Below are 15898 nucleotides of genomic sequence, written 5' to 3' on the forward strand. Positions count from 1 at the left end.
GGCGTGCCGGCATCTTAGCAAGGCCTTTCGTTCCATTTAAGACCAACCGGCGGCAACGGAGCCCCCAGCCTGATGAAGCGGTTCGTTCTCCTTCTCCTCGTTGCCGGCCTGGCAGGCGGCGGGTATTACGGCTACCGGATGCGTCTGGCCGGCAGCCAGCCGGCCCAGGCCAGCGTGGCGCCGACTGCGCGTGCGGCGGTGCCGGTGGAAGTCGCCTCCGTCGAGATCATGACGGTCAGCGAGGAGGTCGAGGCGCTCGGCACTTTGGCCGCCGACGAATCCGTCGTCATCGCCCCCGAGATCGCCGGCCGCGTCGTCTCGCTCGGCTTCAGGGAAGGCGAGCCGGTCAAGGCCGGGCAGGAGCTGGTCAAGCTCGACACCGCGATCCTCGATGCCGAGCTCAAGCAGGCGATGGCCGATCTCGGCCTCGCCCGCGACACCAACGAGCGTCTGAGGGGGCTGGTCTCGCGCGGTTCGGGAACGCAGGTCGCGCTCGACGAATCCGCGGCGAAGCTCGCCTCGACCGAGGCCCGCGTCCAGCTCGCCAAGGCCAAGCTCGCGCAATCGACCATCCTCGCGCCGTTCAACGGCGTGGTCGGCCTGCGCGCGGTCGGCGTCGGCGACTATGTCCCGGTCGGCAAGCCGCTGATCACCCTGACCAGCGTCGACCCGATCAAGATCGATTTCCGCGTTCCGGAGATCTTCCTCAGCCGCCTCAAGGTCGGGCAGCCCGTGCAGATGCGGGTCGATGCAGTCGTCGACCGGAAATTCACCGGCAAGATCTTCGCGATCGACCCGGTCGTGGACGTGAACGGCCGCGCCATCCGCCTGCGCGCGACGATCCCGAACGCGGATCTCGCGCTCAAGCCCGGCCTCTTCGCCCGCCTCGCCATCACCATCGACCAGCGCCCGAACGCGATCGTGGTGCCGGAGATGGCGGTGGTGCCGGATGCCGTCGGCAAGATGGTCTATGTCGTCGAGAACGGCAAAGCGAAGCGCCTCAGCGTCGAGCTCGGCAAGCGCCTGCCGGGCAAGGTCGAGATCGTCAGCGGGCTGACGCCCGGCATGCAGATCATCACCGCCGGGCAGATGCGGCTGCGCGACGGGGCCGCCATCGCGATCAAGGACAAGATCGTTCAGACGAGCCAGCTCTGATGAGCCTGTTCGAACTCTTCGTCCGTAGGCCCGTCCTCTCGACGGTCATGAGTCTGCTGGTGATGCTGATCGGCTTCGTCAGCTATGGCCGCCTGACCGTGCGCGAATATCCCAATATCGACGAGCCCGTGGTCTCGGTGCGCACCGATTATCGCGGCGCCTCGGCCGAGATCATCGAGACGCAGGTCACCCAGATCCTGGAGAACTCGATCGCCGGCATCGAGGGCATCGAGATCCTGTCCTCGACCAGCCGCCAGGAGCGCAGCTTCATTCAGGTGCGCTTCCGCCCGGATGTCGACCCCGACGTCGCGGCCTCGGATGTGCGCGACCGCGTCAGCCGCGTGCGCAGCCGCATGCCCGACGAGATCGACGAGCCCGTCATCGCCAAGGTCGAGGCCGACTCGCAGCCGATCCTGTATCTCTCGCTGACCAGCTCGCGGCACGGGCCGCTCGAGCTCACCGACTTCGCCGACCGCTTCATCTCCGACCGCGTGCAGAACGTCACCGGCGTGGCGGAGGTCCGCATTCTCGGCCAGCGGCAATACGCCATGCGCATCTGGCTCGATCGCGCCCGGATGTCGGCCTATGACGTCAGCGTCCAGCAGATCGAGGCGGCGGTCCGGGCCCAGAACATCGAGATCCCGTCGGGCCGCATCGAGAGCAACGACCGCGAGTTCACCGTGCTCTCTCAGACCAGCATGACGACGCCGGAGGAGTTCCGCGAAATCGTCATCAAGGACGCCAACGGCTTCTCCGTGAAGCTCAAGGACGTTGCCAAGGTCGAGCTCGGCGCGCGCGAGGAGCGCAACGCCGCCTGGTTCGGCGGCGCGCCATCGGTGACGATCGGCATCGTCAAGCAGGCGACGGCCAACCCGCTCGACGTCTCGGCCGGCATCGAGGAGGCGCTGCCGGGCATCATCGAGGATCTGCCTCAGGGCATGTCGATCGCCAAGTCCTACGATACCTCGGTCTTCATCGACCGCTCGATCAAGGCGGTCTACCAGACGATCATCGAGGCGACCGTCCTCGTCGTCCTGATCATCTTCATCTTCCTGCGCTCGCTGCGGGCGACGCTGATCCCGCTGGTGACGATTCCGGTCTCGCTGATCGGCTCCTTCGCGCTGATGTATGCGCTCGGCTTCACCGTGAACACGCTGACGCTGCTCTCGATGGTGCTCGCCATCGGCCTCGTCGTCGACGACGCCATCGTCGTGCTGGAGAACGTGCACCGCCATATCGAGGATGGCATCGCGCCGACCAAGGCGGCGATCCGCGGCATCAACGAGATCGCCTTCGCGGTCGTGGCGATGACGCTGACGCTGGTCGCGGTCTATGCGCCGATGGCGTTCTCGACCGGCCGCACCGGCAAGCTCTTCATCGAATTCGCGCTGACGCTGGCCGGCGCCGTGCTGGTCTCGGGCTTCGTCGCGCTGACGCTGACCCCGATGATGTGCGCCAAGCTGCTGCGCCATCACGATTCCCATAGCTGGCTGTTCAACGTGCTGGAGCGTGGCTTCAACGCGCTGTCGCGGGGCTACAGGGCGTCGCTGCGCGCGGCGCTGTCGGTGCGTCCGCTTATCATCCTGCTGGCGGTCGGCGTCGCCGGCGGCGGCTACTACTTCTTCACCCATCTGCGCTCGGAATTGTCGCCGGTCGAGGATCGCGGCACGATCAACGTGATCGGCGTCGCGCCCGAGGGCGCGACACTGTCCTTCACCGCCGACTATGCCCGGCGGGTCGAGACCTATTTCAAGAACATCCAGGAGGTCGAGACCTACCTCGTCATCGTCGGCTTCCCCGATGTGACCCGCGCCATCGCCTTCGCCCGCCTCAAGCCCTGGGAGGAGCGCGAGCGCAAGCAGCAGGATCTGGTCGCCGAGATCAACCGGGGGCTGTCGCAAATCCCGGGCATCCGCCTGTTCGCCACCAATCCGGCCTCGCTCGGCCAGGGCCAGGCGAACAGCAAGCCGGTCGAGTTCGTGCTGCGCTCCTCCGAGCCCTATGCCCAGATCAAGTCCTATGTCGACCAGCTGATGGCGGAGGTCGCGAACTCGCCCGTTCTGACCAATGTCGAGAGCAACCTCATTCTCGACAAGCCGCAGATCAAGGTCTCGATCGACCGGCAGCGCGCCGCCGATCTCGGCGTCAATGTCGACATCATCGGCCGCACCATGGAGACGCTGCTCGGCGGCCGGCAGGTGACGCGCTTCAACATGAACAGCAAGCAGTATGACGTCGTGCTGCAGGTCGAGGGCACGGAGCGCAACACGCCGCAGGCGCTGCAGTCGATCTATTTGATGGGCCGCGGCGGCGCGGTGGTGCAGCTCTCCAGTCTGGTCAAGGTCGAGGAGAACGTCGCGCCGAAGGAACTGGTCCGCTTCAACCAGCTCCGCTCGGCGACGATCACCGCGATCCCCGCGCCGGGCTATTCGCTGGGCGATGCGCTCAAGGTGCTGGAGGAGGGCGCGGGGCGCGTGCTGCCCAGTTCGGTGCAGATCGACTATTCCGGCCAGAGCCGCGAGTTCAAGCAGTCGGGCGCCAGCATCTTCATCGTCTTCCTGCTCGCGCTCGGCTTCATCTATCTGGTGCTGGCGGCGCAGTTCGAGAGCTTCGTCGACCCCATCGTCATCATGGTCTCGGTGCCGCTCTCGCTGACGGGCGCGCTTGCCGCGCTGTACTATTCGGGCGGCACGATGAACGTGTACAGCCAGATCGGCCTGATCACGCTGGTCGGCCTCATCACCAAGCACGGCATCCTGATCCTGGAGTTCACCAACCAGCTGCGCGAAGAGGGCAAGGAGATGATCGACGCCCTCGTCGAGGCGGCGGAACTGCGCCTGCGGCCGATCCTGATGACGACCGGCGCCATGGTGCTCGGCGCCGTGCCGCTCGCCATCGCCCATGGCGCGGGTGCCGAGAGCCGCTCGCAGATCGGCTGGGTCATCGTCGGCGGCATGAGCTTCGGCACCTTGCTGACGCTCTATGTGGTGCCGGTGGCCTACAGCTATCTGGCGCGCAAGGTCCATGGCTCGCGCCATGGCGCGCATGAAGAGGCGCATGGCGCGCATCCGCAGCCGGCGGAGTAGCGCGCGAACAGACAAAGGGCTCCCTTCTCCCCTTGTAGGAGAAGGGGTCTGCGAAGCAGATGAGGGAAGGGTCGCGCAAGCGGCCCTTTCTTGTTTTCGGCTGAGGTTCCGCCCTCATCCGTCTCGGCTTCGCCGAGCGACCTTCTTCCCGAGGGGAGAAGGAAGAAACCCCGGTTCCTCGACCAAACTTATCCCCGCCCTTCCAGCCCATGCCTATTCTCGCCTCGTCCCAGCCGACCGAGGGGCTTCGCGAGGCATCGTGGGCCGGTTGGGATTGCGGGTTTCGCGCTCCCGGACCGTTGCGGGTCCGCTGGATCGCCGCGCGTCGGACAGGACGCGATCACGGTGATCCTCTCTTTGGTCGCGCGGAGGTGCCGACTTCGTCCGGGCCGAACAGGCAGGCCCTGCCCTTTGCCGGGCTTCAAACACGAAGCGGACCCCCAGATACCCGTGCGCGGAGCCGAACGGCGCGAGGTCGTCGCTGTTCGACATCATCGACATCGACTCGACATCGGCACGCAGCCGTCGACTGCGAACGCCGCCAGGCTCCGCGCATCCCTCGGATGTTGAAGCCCGAAAACCCCGCAGGCGAGGCCTGGACGGGGTTTTCGGTGCGCGCAAGCTTGCTATTGCAACCTGACCGAGACGCTCTCGCTCGCCCCCGTCCCATCCACCACGGAAATTCGCATGAAGCCCTTGCCGGGCGGCTGCCAGGCGGCCTCGCGTCGACGCAGCGGCGCGGTGACAGGCGTGCCGTCGACCAGCCAGGTGAAGGGCGGTGCACCGCCCGCGGCCTTCAGATTGAGCTGGCCCTGGCCGTCGAGGCTGTCGGCCGAGAGGTCGATGCGCGCGCCGTCCGGCGGGAAGGCGAGCTTGAGGGCGGGCGTCGCGATGGCGGCCACCGTCTTCGGCACGTCCTGGCGCAGATGGCGCAGCGGTGGCGGCAGGTGGTTCGTGCTGGCCACGATGGCGTCGGCGGGTTGCGGGAAGGGTCGCGGATCGATGCCGAGCCGGGCGAAGGCGTCGAACAGGATCGGCGCCGCCACCACGCGCCCGACGAGGCCGGGCACGGCGCCGTTATCGGCCCGGCCGACCCAGACGCCGATGGTGTGCTTGCGGTCGAAGCCGACGGCCCAGGCATCGCGATAGCCATAGGAGGTGCCGGTCTTGTAGGCGATGCGGCCGGGCACGGCGTTGAGCGGCGGCGGGGCGCCGAGCAGGGTGTCGGCGACATACCAGGCCGCGACCGGCTCGACGAGATGCAGGGGCGGCGTTCCGCCGGAAGACGGCTCCTCCCTGAACCGCAGCGGCGCCATCTCGCCGCCGCGCGCCAGCCCGACATAGGCGCGGGTCAGATCCTGCAAGGTGATGCCGAGCCCGCCGAGGCCGACCGCGAGGCCGGGCGCGCCGCCCTCCTTGGGCATGGCGACGGTGATGCCGGCATCGCGCAGCCGCGACAGGAAACGCTGCGGCCCGAGCGCCGAGAGCAGCTCTACCGTCGGGACGTTCAGGGAGAGCTGCAGCGCCTTGCGGGCGCTGACCATGCCCTGGAAGGTCATGTCGAAATTCTCGGGCACATAGCTGCCATAGCGTGCCGGCCGGTCCTCCAGCATCGTCTCGGGATGGGCGATGCCGTTGTCGAAGGCGAGCGCGTAGATGAAGGGCTTCAGCGCCGAGCCGGGCGAGCGCAACGCGCGCGTCAGGTCGAGCGCGCCTGCCCGTTCGGCCGCGAAATAATCGACGCCGCCGACGGAGGCGCGGACCGCGCCGGTCTCGTTGTCGACGGCGAGGATGGCGATCGAAACCTGGGGCGCCAGGCCGAGGCTGCGCTCGCGGGCGAGGCCTTCCAGGCTCTTCTGCAAGCGGGCATCGAGGCTGAGACGGTGGACGCGCTGCGCCGGCGCCTCCGCCACGACCTGCTCGGCGACATGGGGGCTCAAGGTGGGGAAGGGGCGGCGCCCGGTCGGGATCTCCTCGTCGCGCGCGGCGGTGACCTCGCCCTTTGTGGCGATGCCGGCGCGTTCGACGCGGGCGAGCACACGGGCGCGGGCTTTTCGGGCGGCTTCCGCGAAGCGGTCGGGCCGGCGCGTCTCGGGCGATTGCGGCAGGGCGACGAGCAGCGCCGCCTCGGCGGTGGAAAGCCGCTTCGGCTCCTTGCCGAAATAGGCGAAGCTCGCGGCGCGCACGCCTTCGAGATTGCCGCCGAAGGGGGCGAGGTTGAGATAGAGGTCGAGAATCTCGGTCTTGCTGAGGTGCCGTTCCAATTCGACGGCACGCACCGCCTGCCGGAGTTTTGCGGCAAGGTTGCGCTCGTCGCGCGGCTCGAGCAGGCGGGCGACCTGCATGGTCAGGGTCGAGCCGCCGGAGACGACGCGGCCATGCCGCAGCATCTGGCCGGCGGCGCGCGCCAGGCCGAGCGGATCGATGCCGGGATGGCTATCGAAGCGCCTGTCCTCATAGGCCTTGAGCATGGCGAGGTAGCGCGGGTCGACATCGTCGCTGGTGAGGGGAAGCTTCCAGCGGCCATCCGTGGTGAGGAAGGGCCGCAGCAGCCGGCCCTCGCGGTCGAGCACGACGGTCGAGCGGTCGGCGGCGGCGGCGAGGTCGAGCGGGGGCAGGGAGTGGATGTAGAGGGTGAGGGCGGTGGTGGCGGCAACGACCGCAAGGGCGCAGGCCGCCACCCCGATCTTAAGCTTGCCGAAGCGGCCAGGACGCGGCGTCATGCTCGGGCTTGACCCGAGCATCTCCTGATCGAGATTCTCGGGTCTGCGCTTCGCTTCGCCCGAGAATGACGGACTGGTCGGGTCATTCACGGCCATCACCGCGCCGAACTGATCTCCACCGCGCCGAAGCCCGTGCGGCCGAAGCGATCCGGCCGGTACATGTCCTCGATCACGGCGGCCGGCGCGACGTAGCGGCCGGGCGAGACCGCCCGGGCGATATAGGCGACAGTGTAGGCGAGCTTGTCGCTCTTTCCGCCGGAGCGCTCGAAGGCCGCGACGAAGCGGTCGTCGCGTGCTTCGGTATGCACCGGCGAGACCTCCTGCTTCAGCCAGTCGAGCCCGGCGGTCGAGGCGCCCTCGGTCAGGTTGGCGTTCTCGATCTCCAGCCCGGCCGGCACCGGATCGACCAGCAGCAAGCGGCCGAAGCGCGGCGCGCCCTCGGTCACGTTGAGCGCCACGACATAGCGCTCGTTCTGGCGCAGGCGGGCGGGGTCGGCCCGCTCGCCCTTCATCGTGTAGATGACGCGCTCGAGGCCGAAACCCTGGTTCAGCGCCGGCTCCGGCGTGGTCGGGATGCCCGCGACGGTGATCACCGCCTGGGCATTGGCGCTGCCCGGATTGGCGATGGTCAGCGGCTTGGCGTCCAGCGCCTCGGCCGAGACGGTGCGGTAGAAGGCGCCCTTGCGGGCCGCGCCGTCGACGGTCAGCGTCATGCCCTCGGCCTCCTTGGACATGGCCTGCGCCGCCAGCACCATCCACATCTGCTCCTGCGTCGAGGTGTAGCTGTAGCGGGCGCTGTTGCGGGTGGCGTCGAGGAGGGAGACGGCGCGACCGATATCGGCGCGCTCGCCATTCGATTCCGCGATCAGCGCGAGCACGCCGGCACTGTCGCGCAGGCGCGAGCCGTAATCGGGGCGCGAGAACCCGTCATCACTTGCCTGCTGGAGCAGGCCGAGCGCGCTGCCGAAGGCGGTGCGGCCGCGGCTGCGATCGCCCAGCGCCGAGAGCGCCGCGCCGATCTGGGCGCGGGCGAGCGGGGTTGCGAAATCGCCGAGCTTGTTGTCGGCGAGATAGCGCAGATCGCCCATCACCGGCCGGCCGTTACGGGCGAGCACATAGAGCGCATAGGCGATGCCGGCGGCCTCCTCCTTGTTGATGTCGCCGGTGTTGACGACCTGGTTGCGCAGGCGGTCCAGCGCCATGTTGAAGGCCACCTGCGGCACGTCGAACTTGCGCTCGCGGGCCCGCGTCAGGAAGTCCGCGACGAAGGCGTCGAGCCACAAATCCTCGCCGCCGACGCCCCACAGGCCGAAGGAGCCGTTGCCGCCCTGCCGGGCGAGCACGCGCTCGATCGCCTTCTGCACGCGCTCATCGGCATTGTCGTCGAGGGCGAGGTTCTCCATCGAGGCGAGCTGGTTGACCGCCAGCAGCGGCAGCGCCCGCGAAACGGTCTGCTCGGTGCAGCCATAGGGGTAGCGGTCGAGCGCCTTGAGCAAGGCGGGCACGTCGAGCGAGCCGAAGGGCGAGACCGAGACCGAGACCTGCCCCGAGCCCGGCACGAGATCAGCCAGCAGGTCGGAAGAGACGGTGACGGCGCCGCCATTGCCGGGGATCGGCCGGACGATGCGGCGCGCCAGCGTCGCCGCCGAGGGCTGTACCTTGACCGCGAGGTTCTGCACCGTGCCGATGCCGTTCGGTCCGGAGACACGCACGTCGAATTCGGCGCGGCCGAGGCCGGCGGCGGTGACGGGGATCGTCATCTGCGTCTTGGCGCCGGCCGCGAGCTGGACCGTGCGATGGGTCGCATCGGCGGCGACGAGGACCGGGCCCTTCACGTCGAGATCGACGGTGTAGGCGCCGGCGGGACCCTCGACATTGTCGATCTGGAGATGGAAGCGGGACTGGTCGCCGATGGCGAGGAAGCGCGGCAGCGTCGCCTGCGCCACGACCTGGTCGCGCACGATCACGTCGGCGCTGGCCTGGCCGGTGCGCCCGGCCGACCAGGCGACGCCCATGACGCGCACCGTGCCGTTGAAGGCCGGCAGGTCGAAATCGATCTTCGCCGTGCCGTCGGCTCCGACCTTGACCACGCCGGAATAGCGGGCGAGCGGCTCCTGCGTCGGCTTCTCGCCGTCCATCTTGGGCGCGGCGTCGCCGCCGGTGCGGATGGTGCCGCGCACGCCCTGCATGCCGTCGATCAGATAGCCGTAGAGGTCGCGCAGATCATGGCCGAGCTGGCGCTGGCCGAAGAAATACCGGCTCGGATCGGGGCTCTCATAGCGGGTGAGGTTGAGGATGCCGACATCGACGGCAGCGACCGTGACGAAGGCGTCCTCGCCGGCTTTCAGCCCGGAGAGCTTGACCGGCAGCGAGAGCGTCGAGAGCGGGCGCACCAGCTTGGGCGCGCCGAGATCGACCGCCAGCGTGCGCTCGTCCTTGCCGATCTGGAACCATGCCAGACCGATGGCGCGGCCGGGCAGGCGCTTGGCGGCGGTGTCCATCGGGCGATGGGCGAGCACGACGAGATAGGCGCTCGCGCCCCATTCCGACTTCACCGGGATATTGGCGGTGGTGCCGCCCTCGGTGATGTCGATGGTGCGGATGTCCGCGAGCTTGTCGCTGATGACGGCGAGCGTCGCCTTGCCGGCGAAGCGCGGCGAGAGCCGGACCTGCACGGTCTCGCCATTGGCGTAGGAGGCCTTGTCCAGGGCGACGTCGAGCACATCCGGCGTATCGGCGGTCTTGTCGCTTTCATAGCCGACGCTGAAGGAGACGGCGGTCGCGGCCTCCTCGGCGCCGTCGGAGGTCACGTCGAGCCGGTAATTGCCCCATTCGACGGGCGCGGCGATCTTCGCCGGCTCGGTCGCGGAGACCGTGACCTGCCCGTCCGAGACGCGCCGCGTGGTGGTGACGCCCTCATAGTTCCAGCGTCCGTCCTTGAAGAACCACTGATAGTTGCGGCGGACCTTCGAGAGCACCCATTTCACGTTCGGCCGGCTGAGCCGCTTGCCGTCGCCGGTCGCCATGATGACGTCGAAGGTCGCGGTCTGGTTGTTGCCGAGCTCGCCGTCCTTGAAGGTCTGCCGGACGCCGATGGCCGCGCCCTTGGGCACGATCGGCACGGTGACGGAGCGGGCGATGGCGCGCCCGCCGGGCTCGCCGACGCGCACGGTCATCTCGACCTCGAGCGGGCGGTTGGTCTCGGCCTGCTGGACGGGGTAGGAGATCGTCGCCTTGCCGGCGGCGTCGGTGGTGGCGCTCTCCTCGAATTCGGTCTGGACGGGATCGAAGGATTCGTCGGTCAGGCCGACCTGATAATCCCCGAAGCCGGGGATGGCGCTGGCGCTCGCGGCGCGCAGCGTCATCGAGCCGGTGACGTCGAGGGCGGAGCCCGGCGCGCCATAGAGATAGCGGGCGGCGACGTTGACCTCGGCCGGCTCGCCGGCCTGGAGCACCGGAGCCTTCGGGGTGAGCGTCAGCTCCAGCCGCTCGGGAACGTAATCCTCGACGAGGAAGGAGGTCTCGCCGATCGCCTGTCCCTTCGGATCGGCATAGGCGAGGACGCGCCAGGTGCCGGTGGCGGCGCCGGAGATCAGCGGGATCGAATGGGCGCGGCCGCCGGCACCCTGATCCTCGACCTGACGGCGGCGGTACTCGACGCCGTCGGGGCGCTTGACCACGATGGTGAGCGGCAGGCCGGTGACGGCGGCGCCCTTGGCGTCGCGCAGCAGCGAGGTGAGATAGACCGTCTCGCCCGAGCGGTAGACGCCGCGCTCGGTATAGAGGAAGGCATCGAGCCCGGCCGGCGCGACGCGACCCTTCACGCCGCGATCCGACAGATCGAAGGCGGTCTGCTTCAGGTCGAGGAAGCCGTAATCCTCACCGAGCCCGGCGGTGACGAGACCGGGCGCATTGCCGCCTTCGCCCTTGGCGAGCCCTGCATCGAAGCGGGCATAGCCGTTGGAATCGGTCTTCGCCGTGCCGAGCACCTCGTTGTTGCGGGCGATCAGGCGCAGCTCGGCATTGGCGATCGGCTTGGCGTCGGCCAGCGAGCGGGCGAGCACATGCACGCCGTCCGGCCCGGAGAAGGAGGTCAGGCCGAGATCGGAGACGACGAACCACTGCGTCGCGCGGGTCGAGCCGTCATCGTAGGAATCGCCGTCGTCGCCGGTCGCGAGCGCGGCCGGGCCGCCCGAAGGCTTGGCGAACATGACATAGACGCCGGGTTTCAGGCTGCCGACCGCCTCGACCACCGGGAAGGCGGTGACGACGTCCTTGTTGAGCTCGGACTTCACGTCCATCGTGCCGGTCCAGACGCTCTGGCCCTTGTCGGAGGCGATCTGGCGGGATTGCCACGAGCCGAGCTGGCTCAGGAAGTCGTCGGAATGGACCGAGTTGATCAGGTTGCGGTCGCCGATCCGCATCACCTCGAGGTCGAGCTTGCCGGAATTGACCGAAACGACCGGGATGCCCTGCTGGCCGGTGCGGGGCAGGACGTAGTTCTTGCCGGTGAAGCGGACGGAGGGCGTGCGGTCGCGGACATAGATCTCGTAATTGGCCGATTTCAGCAGCGTCTCGTCGGGGATGGCGGAGGGCACGCCCTGGCGGATGACGATGGCGTAGCGCTCGCCATGGCGCAGCCCGTCGACGCAGATCTGGCGTTCCTCGCCGCTGACGGCGAAATCGCCGGAGCCGCCGGAGATCGCGACATAGGGCGCGAAATCGACATTGCCGCGGGCGAGCGGTTCGGAGAATTCGAAGCAGGCGCGCGGGGAGGCGGCGTCGGAATCGACCTGGTTCGAGAGCAGGCGGAAGCCGCGTTTTTCGCGCAGATCCTCATAGCTCTTCTGCAGCGAGGCATTGGCGGCGAGGTCGAGGCTGAGGCGATAGGTCGTCAGCGCCGGGCGCCAGAGCTCGTATTTCTCGAAGGTCTGGGCGAGCACGCCGAGCGAGGAGGCCTCGTCGGTGCGGTTGCTGGCGCGGCTATAGGCGAGATAGGCGGCGGTGATGGCGCGCTCGCGCATCTCCCAGCGCTCGCGATAGTCGCGCGGCTCGATGCCGCTGGCGGCGCGGGCCATCAGGCGCCAGGCGGCGGCATTGCCGGAATCGGCGACCACGGCGGCATTGGCGAGCGGCAGGGCGCCGCGCGCATCGCCGCGCCCGAGCACGATGTCGCCGGCGCGGACGAGATCGGCCGCCGGGCGGTTGCCGGCCGCGACCTCGCGCTTCAGCCGCTCCTCCAGCCTCTGCCCGTCGGCCGCGAGATCGGTGCGGACATAGGCCTTCTGGGCGAAGGCCGGGGCGGCCGCGAAGCTCAGGCAGAGCGCGACCAGGAGGCGGGACAACAGGTTCATCGTCGATCCTCTTCGGCGGCCGAGGGCTTCAGCGTGGCTGGCGAAGGCTTCGGACCGATGACGGTGCTGAACGGGCCGGCAGGCTATCACCGCGCCGCGCCCGTGCAAGTCATGCGCGTGAAGGATGCGGCGGCGCTGCGCGCGGGCTAGGCGGTTCGATCGGGAAATACGCGTGTCATCCCGGACGGAGCGAAGCGGAGATCCGGGATCCATGCCGGAGCCTTTATCGGATGGGCTCCGGCACGGATCCCGGGTCTCCCTGCGGTCGCCCGGGATGACACGCGCTGGGATGCCTTTCTCCGGTTGCAGCGCCAGGCGTTCTGACGCTCAATGCAGCCGCTTCGCCGCTTGCCGAGGACGAGACCATGTTGCCTGACGATCGAAACCGAGCGCGAATCAAGCAAGCCGGTGCGGCCCTGCTCGGTCTGGCGCTGCTGGTGGCCGCGTCGGGCACACAGGCGCAGGCTCCCACCCCGGCCGCGCCCAATCCGCAGATGGCGGCGGCGCAGGCGAGCTTCGAGGCGCTGCCCGAGGCCGAGCGCAAGGCGATCCAGACCGATCTGATCTGGGCGGGCCAGTTCAACGGCGCGGTCAGCGGCTCCTTCGGCCCGCTGACCTTCCGCGCGATCAATGCGCTCAAGGGCGGGCGCGGGCCGGCGGACGGCATCCTCGCTCCGGCCGATCGCGCGGCACTGGCCAAGGCGGCGCAGGCGGCACGCGATGCCGCCGGCTTCCGGCTGATCAATGACGACAAGACCGGGGTGCGCATCGGCATTCCCGGTAAGCTCCTGCCCAAGCGCGACGCGACGCCCGCTGGCGGCAGCCGCTGGCAGAGCGCCGACGACAAGGTGACGCTCGACACCACCGCCTCGCCGCCGGGCGACGATCTCGCGGCGCTGTTCGAGAAGGCCACCGCTGTCAGCCCGAACAGTCCGCGCAAGATCACCTACAAGCTGCTCCGGCCGGATTTCTTCGTCGTCACCGGGGAGACGCCGACAGGGCGGTTCTATCGCCGGCTCGCGGCCGGGCCGCAGGGCCTGCGCGGCTTCTCGATCGGCTACGACAAGGCGCTGGCACCGACCGTCGACAAGCTCGTCATCGCGATCGCCGCGAGCTTCGAGCCCTTCCCGACCGGGCCGGCGCCTGCAAGCGGGACTGCTGTCGCCAGTGCTGCTGCGCCGGCATCGGCGCCGCCGCTGACGCAGCCGGCGGCACGCAGCAACGAGCGCTATGGCGTCGCGGTGCTGCTCTCCGACAAGGTCGCGCTCGGCGCGGCGTCGGCGGCCGAGGGCTGCCGCAGCCTGCGGGCCGGCGGGCGCACCGCCAAGCCGCGCGCCAAGGATGCCAGCGGCCTCGTGCTGCTCGATCTCGACGGAACCGGCGCGGCCAGGCCGCCCGCATTGGCGGGGCAGGTGCCGGATGCGGGCGCGGCGTTGGTGTTGGTGGCCTTCAGCGACGATGCCGGCAAGCGCGCCGCGGTCGCGCTGCCGGGGCAGGCCCTGCGCGCCACCACCGGGGCGGCGGTGCTGGCGCCGCTGCAACCCGGACAGGCCGGAAGCCCGGCCTTCGACCGTCAGGGCCGGCTCGTCGGGCTGGTGACCGCCAACCCATCCGACAAGCAACTCGTCGCCGGCATCGCGCCGCAGCGTTCCTATGCGCTGGCGGATTCCGCCGCGATCCAGGGCGTTCTCGGCAATGCCGGCCTGTCGCTGACGACCGATTCAGGCGCTGCCGCCAGCCTCAGCACCGGCGCGGTTGTCGACAAGGTCTCGGGCGCGGTCGTGCCGCTGGTCTGCGGCTTGTAGCGCTTTTCAGCGCCGGTTCCCCGAAGCCCTCGCTGCGGGGAGCGCCCATGCTCGCCGTGACGAAACCCGCTGGAAAAGGCTCTTTCTTCGCCGAAATGCGCAGTTGCCACCGCTTCCGCGATCGGTTCAGATGACCCGGTTATCTCAAGAGCGCCCCGCCGGTGGTGAGGAGCGCTCAGTCCCTAAAACGATTTAGCGGAGGAATGACAGATGACCACCCTCGACAGACGCAGTGTGCTCAAGGGAGCGGCGGCGGGGGCTGCCGGCCTGATCGCCGCGCCTGCCATCGCACAGGCCAAGTTCCCATCCCGTCCCGTCACCCTGGTATGCCCCTGGGGAGCCGGCGGCGGCACCGATGCCGTCGTCCGCATCATCGCCTCGCTGCTGGAAAAGAGCCTCGGCCAGCCCTTCAGCGTCGTGAACCGCACCGGTGGTTCCGGTGTGGTCGGCCATTCCGCGATCGCGACGGCGCCGCCGGACGGCTACACGCTCGGCATCATCACCTCCGAGATCGCGATGATGCATCACCAGGGGCTGACGCAACTGACCTATGCCAGCTACACGCCGCTGGCGCTGATGAACGACGACCCGCCGGGCGTGCAGGTGAAGTCGGATTCGCCCTACAAGGACGTGAAGAAGCTCGCGGATGCGATCAAGGCCGCGCCCGCCGGCAAGTTCAAGGCGTCCGGCACCGGGCAGGGCGGCATCTGGCATCTCGCCCTCGTCGGCTGGATGCAGGCGATGGGGCTGAAGCCCGACCATGTCGCCTGGGTTCCCTCGAACGGCGCCGCGCCCGCGATGCAGGACCTCGCCGCGGGCGGGCTCGACCTCGTGACCTGCTCCGTGCCCGAGGCGCGCGCGATGATCGATGCCGGCCGCGCCAAGGCACTCGCCATCATGGCGGCGGAGCGCAACCCGCAATTCAAGGACGTGCCGACACTGAAGGAGGCGCTGAACATCGAGGTTCCGCTCGGCTCCTGGCGCGGCATCGGGGGGCCGAAGAACCTGCCGCCGGACGTCGCCAAGCTGCTCTCCGCCGAGCTGAAGAAGATCTACGACTCGCAGGAGTACAAGGACTTCATGAATTCGCGCGGCCTCTCGATGAAATATGCGGACGCGGAGAATTTCGGCTCCTTCATGGCCGAGAGCGACAAGGCGATGGGCGCCTTCATGAAGGCGGGCGGGCTCGCCAAGGGCTGACGCTCGGACCTCACGCAGCCGGGCGCGGCCGCATACGCCGCGACCGGCCTCTTCCCGTCACGAAAGCCGTTTTTGCCCATGCTCCTCTCAGACAAGGTCACCGGAGGTGTCGTCGCCGTTCTGGGCGGCCTCGCCTTCGCCTATGGCTCGCAACTGCCGCCGGTGCCCGGCCAGCAGATCGGCCCTTCCGCCTTCCCGATGGTGATCGGTGCTGGCCTCGTCCTCTGCGGCGGGCTGATCATGCTCGGGATCGGCCATCGCTTCGAGGAGGTCGCCGAGGCCGATCTCGCCAGTCATACGGCGCCGGAGCAGCTCGCGCCGCTGCCGGCCTGGCGCAACTGGCTGGCCTTGCTGCCGCCGGCGCTGCTGGCCTTCTATGCGCTGGTCTCGGAGACGCTGGGCTTCCTGCCGACGTCGGCGATCATGGTCCTGGTGGCGAGCCTCGCCTTCGGAGCCAGGCCGAAGCTCGCCGTGCCCCTCGCGATCATCGCGCCCTTCGTCATCAACCTGATCTTCCTGAAGCTGCTGCGCGTGCCGCTGCCCGGCGGCATCCTGCCCTTCCCCTGGTGAGCGAG

General features: G+C 69.0%; 7 protein-coding genes. 5 read left to right on the top strand and 2 right to left on the bottom strand.

All coding sequences use genetic code 11. The annotated features are described in order from the left end of the window. The first annotated feature begins 72 nt into the window (after positions 1-72). The gene (locus tag GY40_RS13715) at positions 73-1155 is read left to right on the top strand and encodes an efflux RND transporter periplasmic adaptor subunit (protein ID WP_038363111.1); all 1083 of its coding nucleotides are present in this window, start codon (positions 73-75) and stop codon (positions 1153-1155) included. Beyond that, positions 1155-4241 carry an efflux RND transporter permease subunit gene (locus tag GY40_RS13720; RefSeq protein ID WP_038363112.1) on the top strand — a complete coding sequence of 1029 codons (3087 nt, stop codon included), beginning with the start codon at positions 1155-1157 and terminating at the stop codon, positions 4239-4241. The genes GY40_RS13715 and GY40_RS13720 overlap by 1 nt, the downstream gene beginning before the upstream one ends. A gap of 626 nt (positions 4242-4867) precedes the next feature. On the opposite strand, the gene pbpC is transcribed toward GY40_RS13720, so the two are convergent. Next, entirely contained in the window at positions 4868-6964 is a 2097-nt protein-coding gene (gene pbpC, locus GY40_RS13725) for a penicillin-binding protein 1C (protein WP_038364151.1), read from the bottom strand. 95 nt (positions 6965-7059) lie between these two features. Continuing rightward, positions 7060-12318 carry an alpha-2-macroglobulin family protein gene (locus tag GY40_RS13730; RefSeq protein ID WP_051987994.1) on the bottom strand — a complete coding sequence of 1753 codons (5259 nt, stop codon included), beginning with the start codon at positions 12316-12318 and terminating at the stop codon, positions 7060-7062. A gap of 365 nt (positions 12319-12683) precedes the next feature. Between GY40_RS13730 and GY40_RS13735 the strand changes: the two genes are divergently transcribed. The 3 genes from GY40_RS13735 (at position 12684) to GY40_RS13745 (ending at position 15893) form a co-directional block, all read left to right on the top strand. Further along, positions 12684-14123, top strand: a complete 1440-nt coding sequence (locus GY40_RS13735) for a trypsin-like peptidase domain-containing protein (protein ID WP_051987996.1) — start codon at positions 12684-12686, stop codon at positions 14121-14123. A 210-nt stretch (positions 14124-14333) separates the two neighbouring features. Next, positions 14334-15323, top strand: a complete 990-nt coding sequence (locus tag GY40_RS13740) for a tripartite tricarboxylate transporter substrate binding protein (RefSeq protein WP_038363113.1) — start codon at positions 14334-14336, stop codon at positions 15321-15323. A gap of 78 nt (positions 15324-15401) precedes the next feature. After that, on the top strand, positions 15402-15893 hold the full coding sequence (locus tag GY40_RS13745; RefSeq protein ID WP_038363114.1) for a tripartite tricarboxylate transporter TctB family protein: 492 nt from the start codon (positions 15402-15404) through the stop codon (positions 15891-15893). Positions 15894-15898: the final 5 nt, after the last annotated feature.

Source organism: Allobosea sp. UNC402CLCol, from assembly GCF_000745475.1.
Taxonomy (GTDB): domain Bacteria; phylum Pseudomonadota; class Alphaproteobacteria; order Rhizobiales; family Beijerinckiaceae; genus Allobosea; species Allobosea spartocytisi.

Excerpts from the sequence above, each read along its gene's own strand:
- GY40_RS13715 (WP_038363111.1), top strand. The coding sequence starts at position 73 with ATGAAGCGGTTCGTTCTCCTTCTCCTCGTTGCCGGCCTGGCAGGCGGC.
- GY40_RS13720 (WP_038363112.1), top strand. The coding sequence starts at position 1,155 with ATGAGCCTGTTCGAACTCTTCGTCCGTAGGCCCGTCCTCTCGACGGTC.
- pbpC (WP_038364151.1), bottom strand. The coding sequence starts at position 6,964 with ATGACGCCGCGTCCTGGCCGCTTCGGCAAGCTTAAGATCGGGGTGGCG.
- GY40_RS13730 (WP_051987994.1), bottom strand. The coding sequence starts at position 12,318 with ATGAACCTGTTGTCCCGCCTCCTGGTCGCGCTCTGCCTGAGCTTCGCG.
- GY40_RS13735 (WP_051987996.1), top strand. The coding sequence starts at position 12,684 with ATGTTGCCTGACGATCGAAACCGAGCGCGAATCAAGCAAGCCGGTGCG.
- GY40_RS13740 (WP_038363113.1), top strand. The coding sequence starts at position 14,334 with ATGACCACCCTCGACAGACGCAGTGTGCTCAAGGGAGCGGCGGCGGGG.
- GY40_RS13745 (WP_038363114.1), top strand. The coding sequence starts at position 15,402 with ATGCTCCTCTCAGACAAGGTCACCGGAGGTGTCGTCGCCGTTCTGGGC.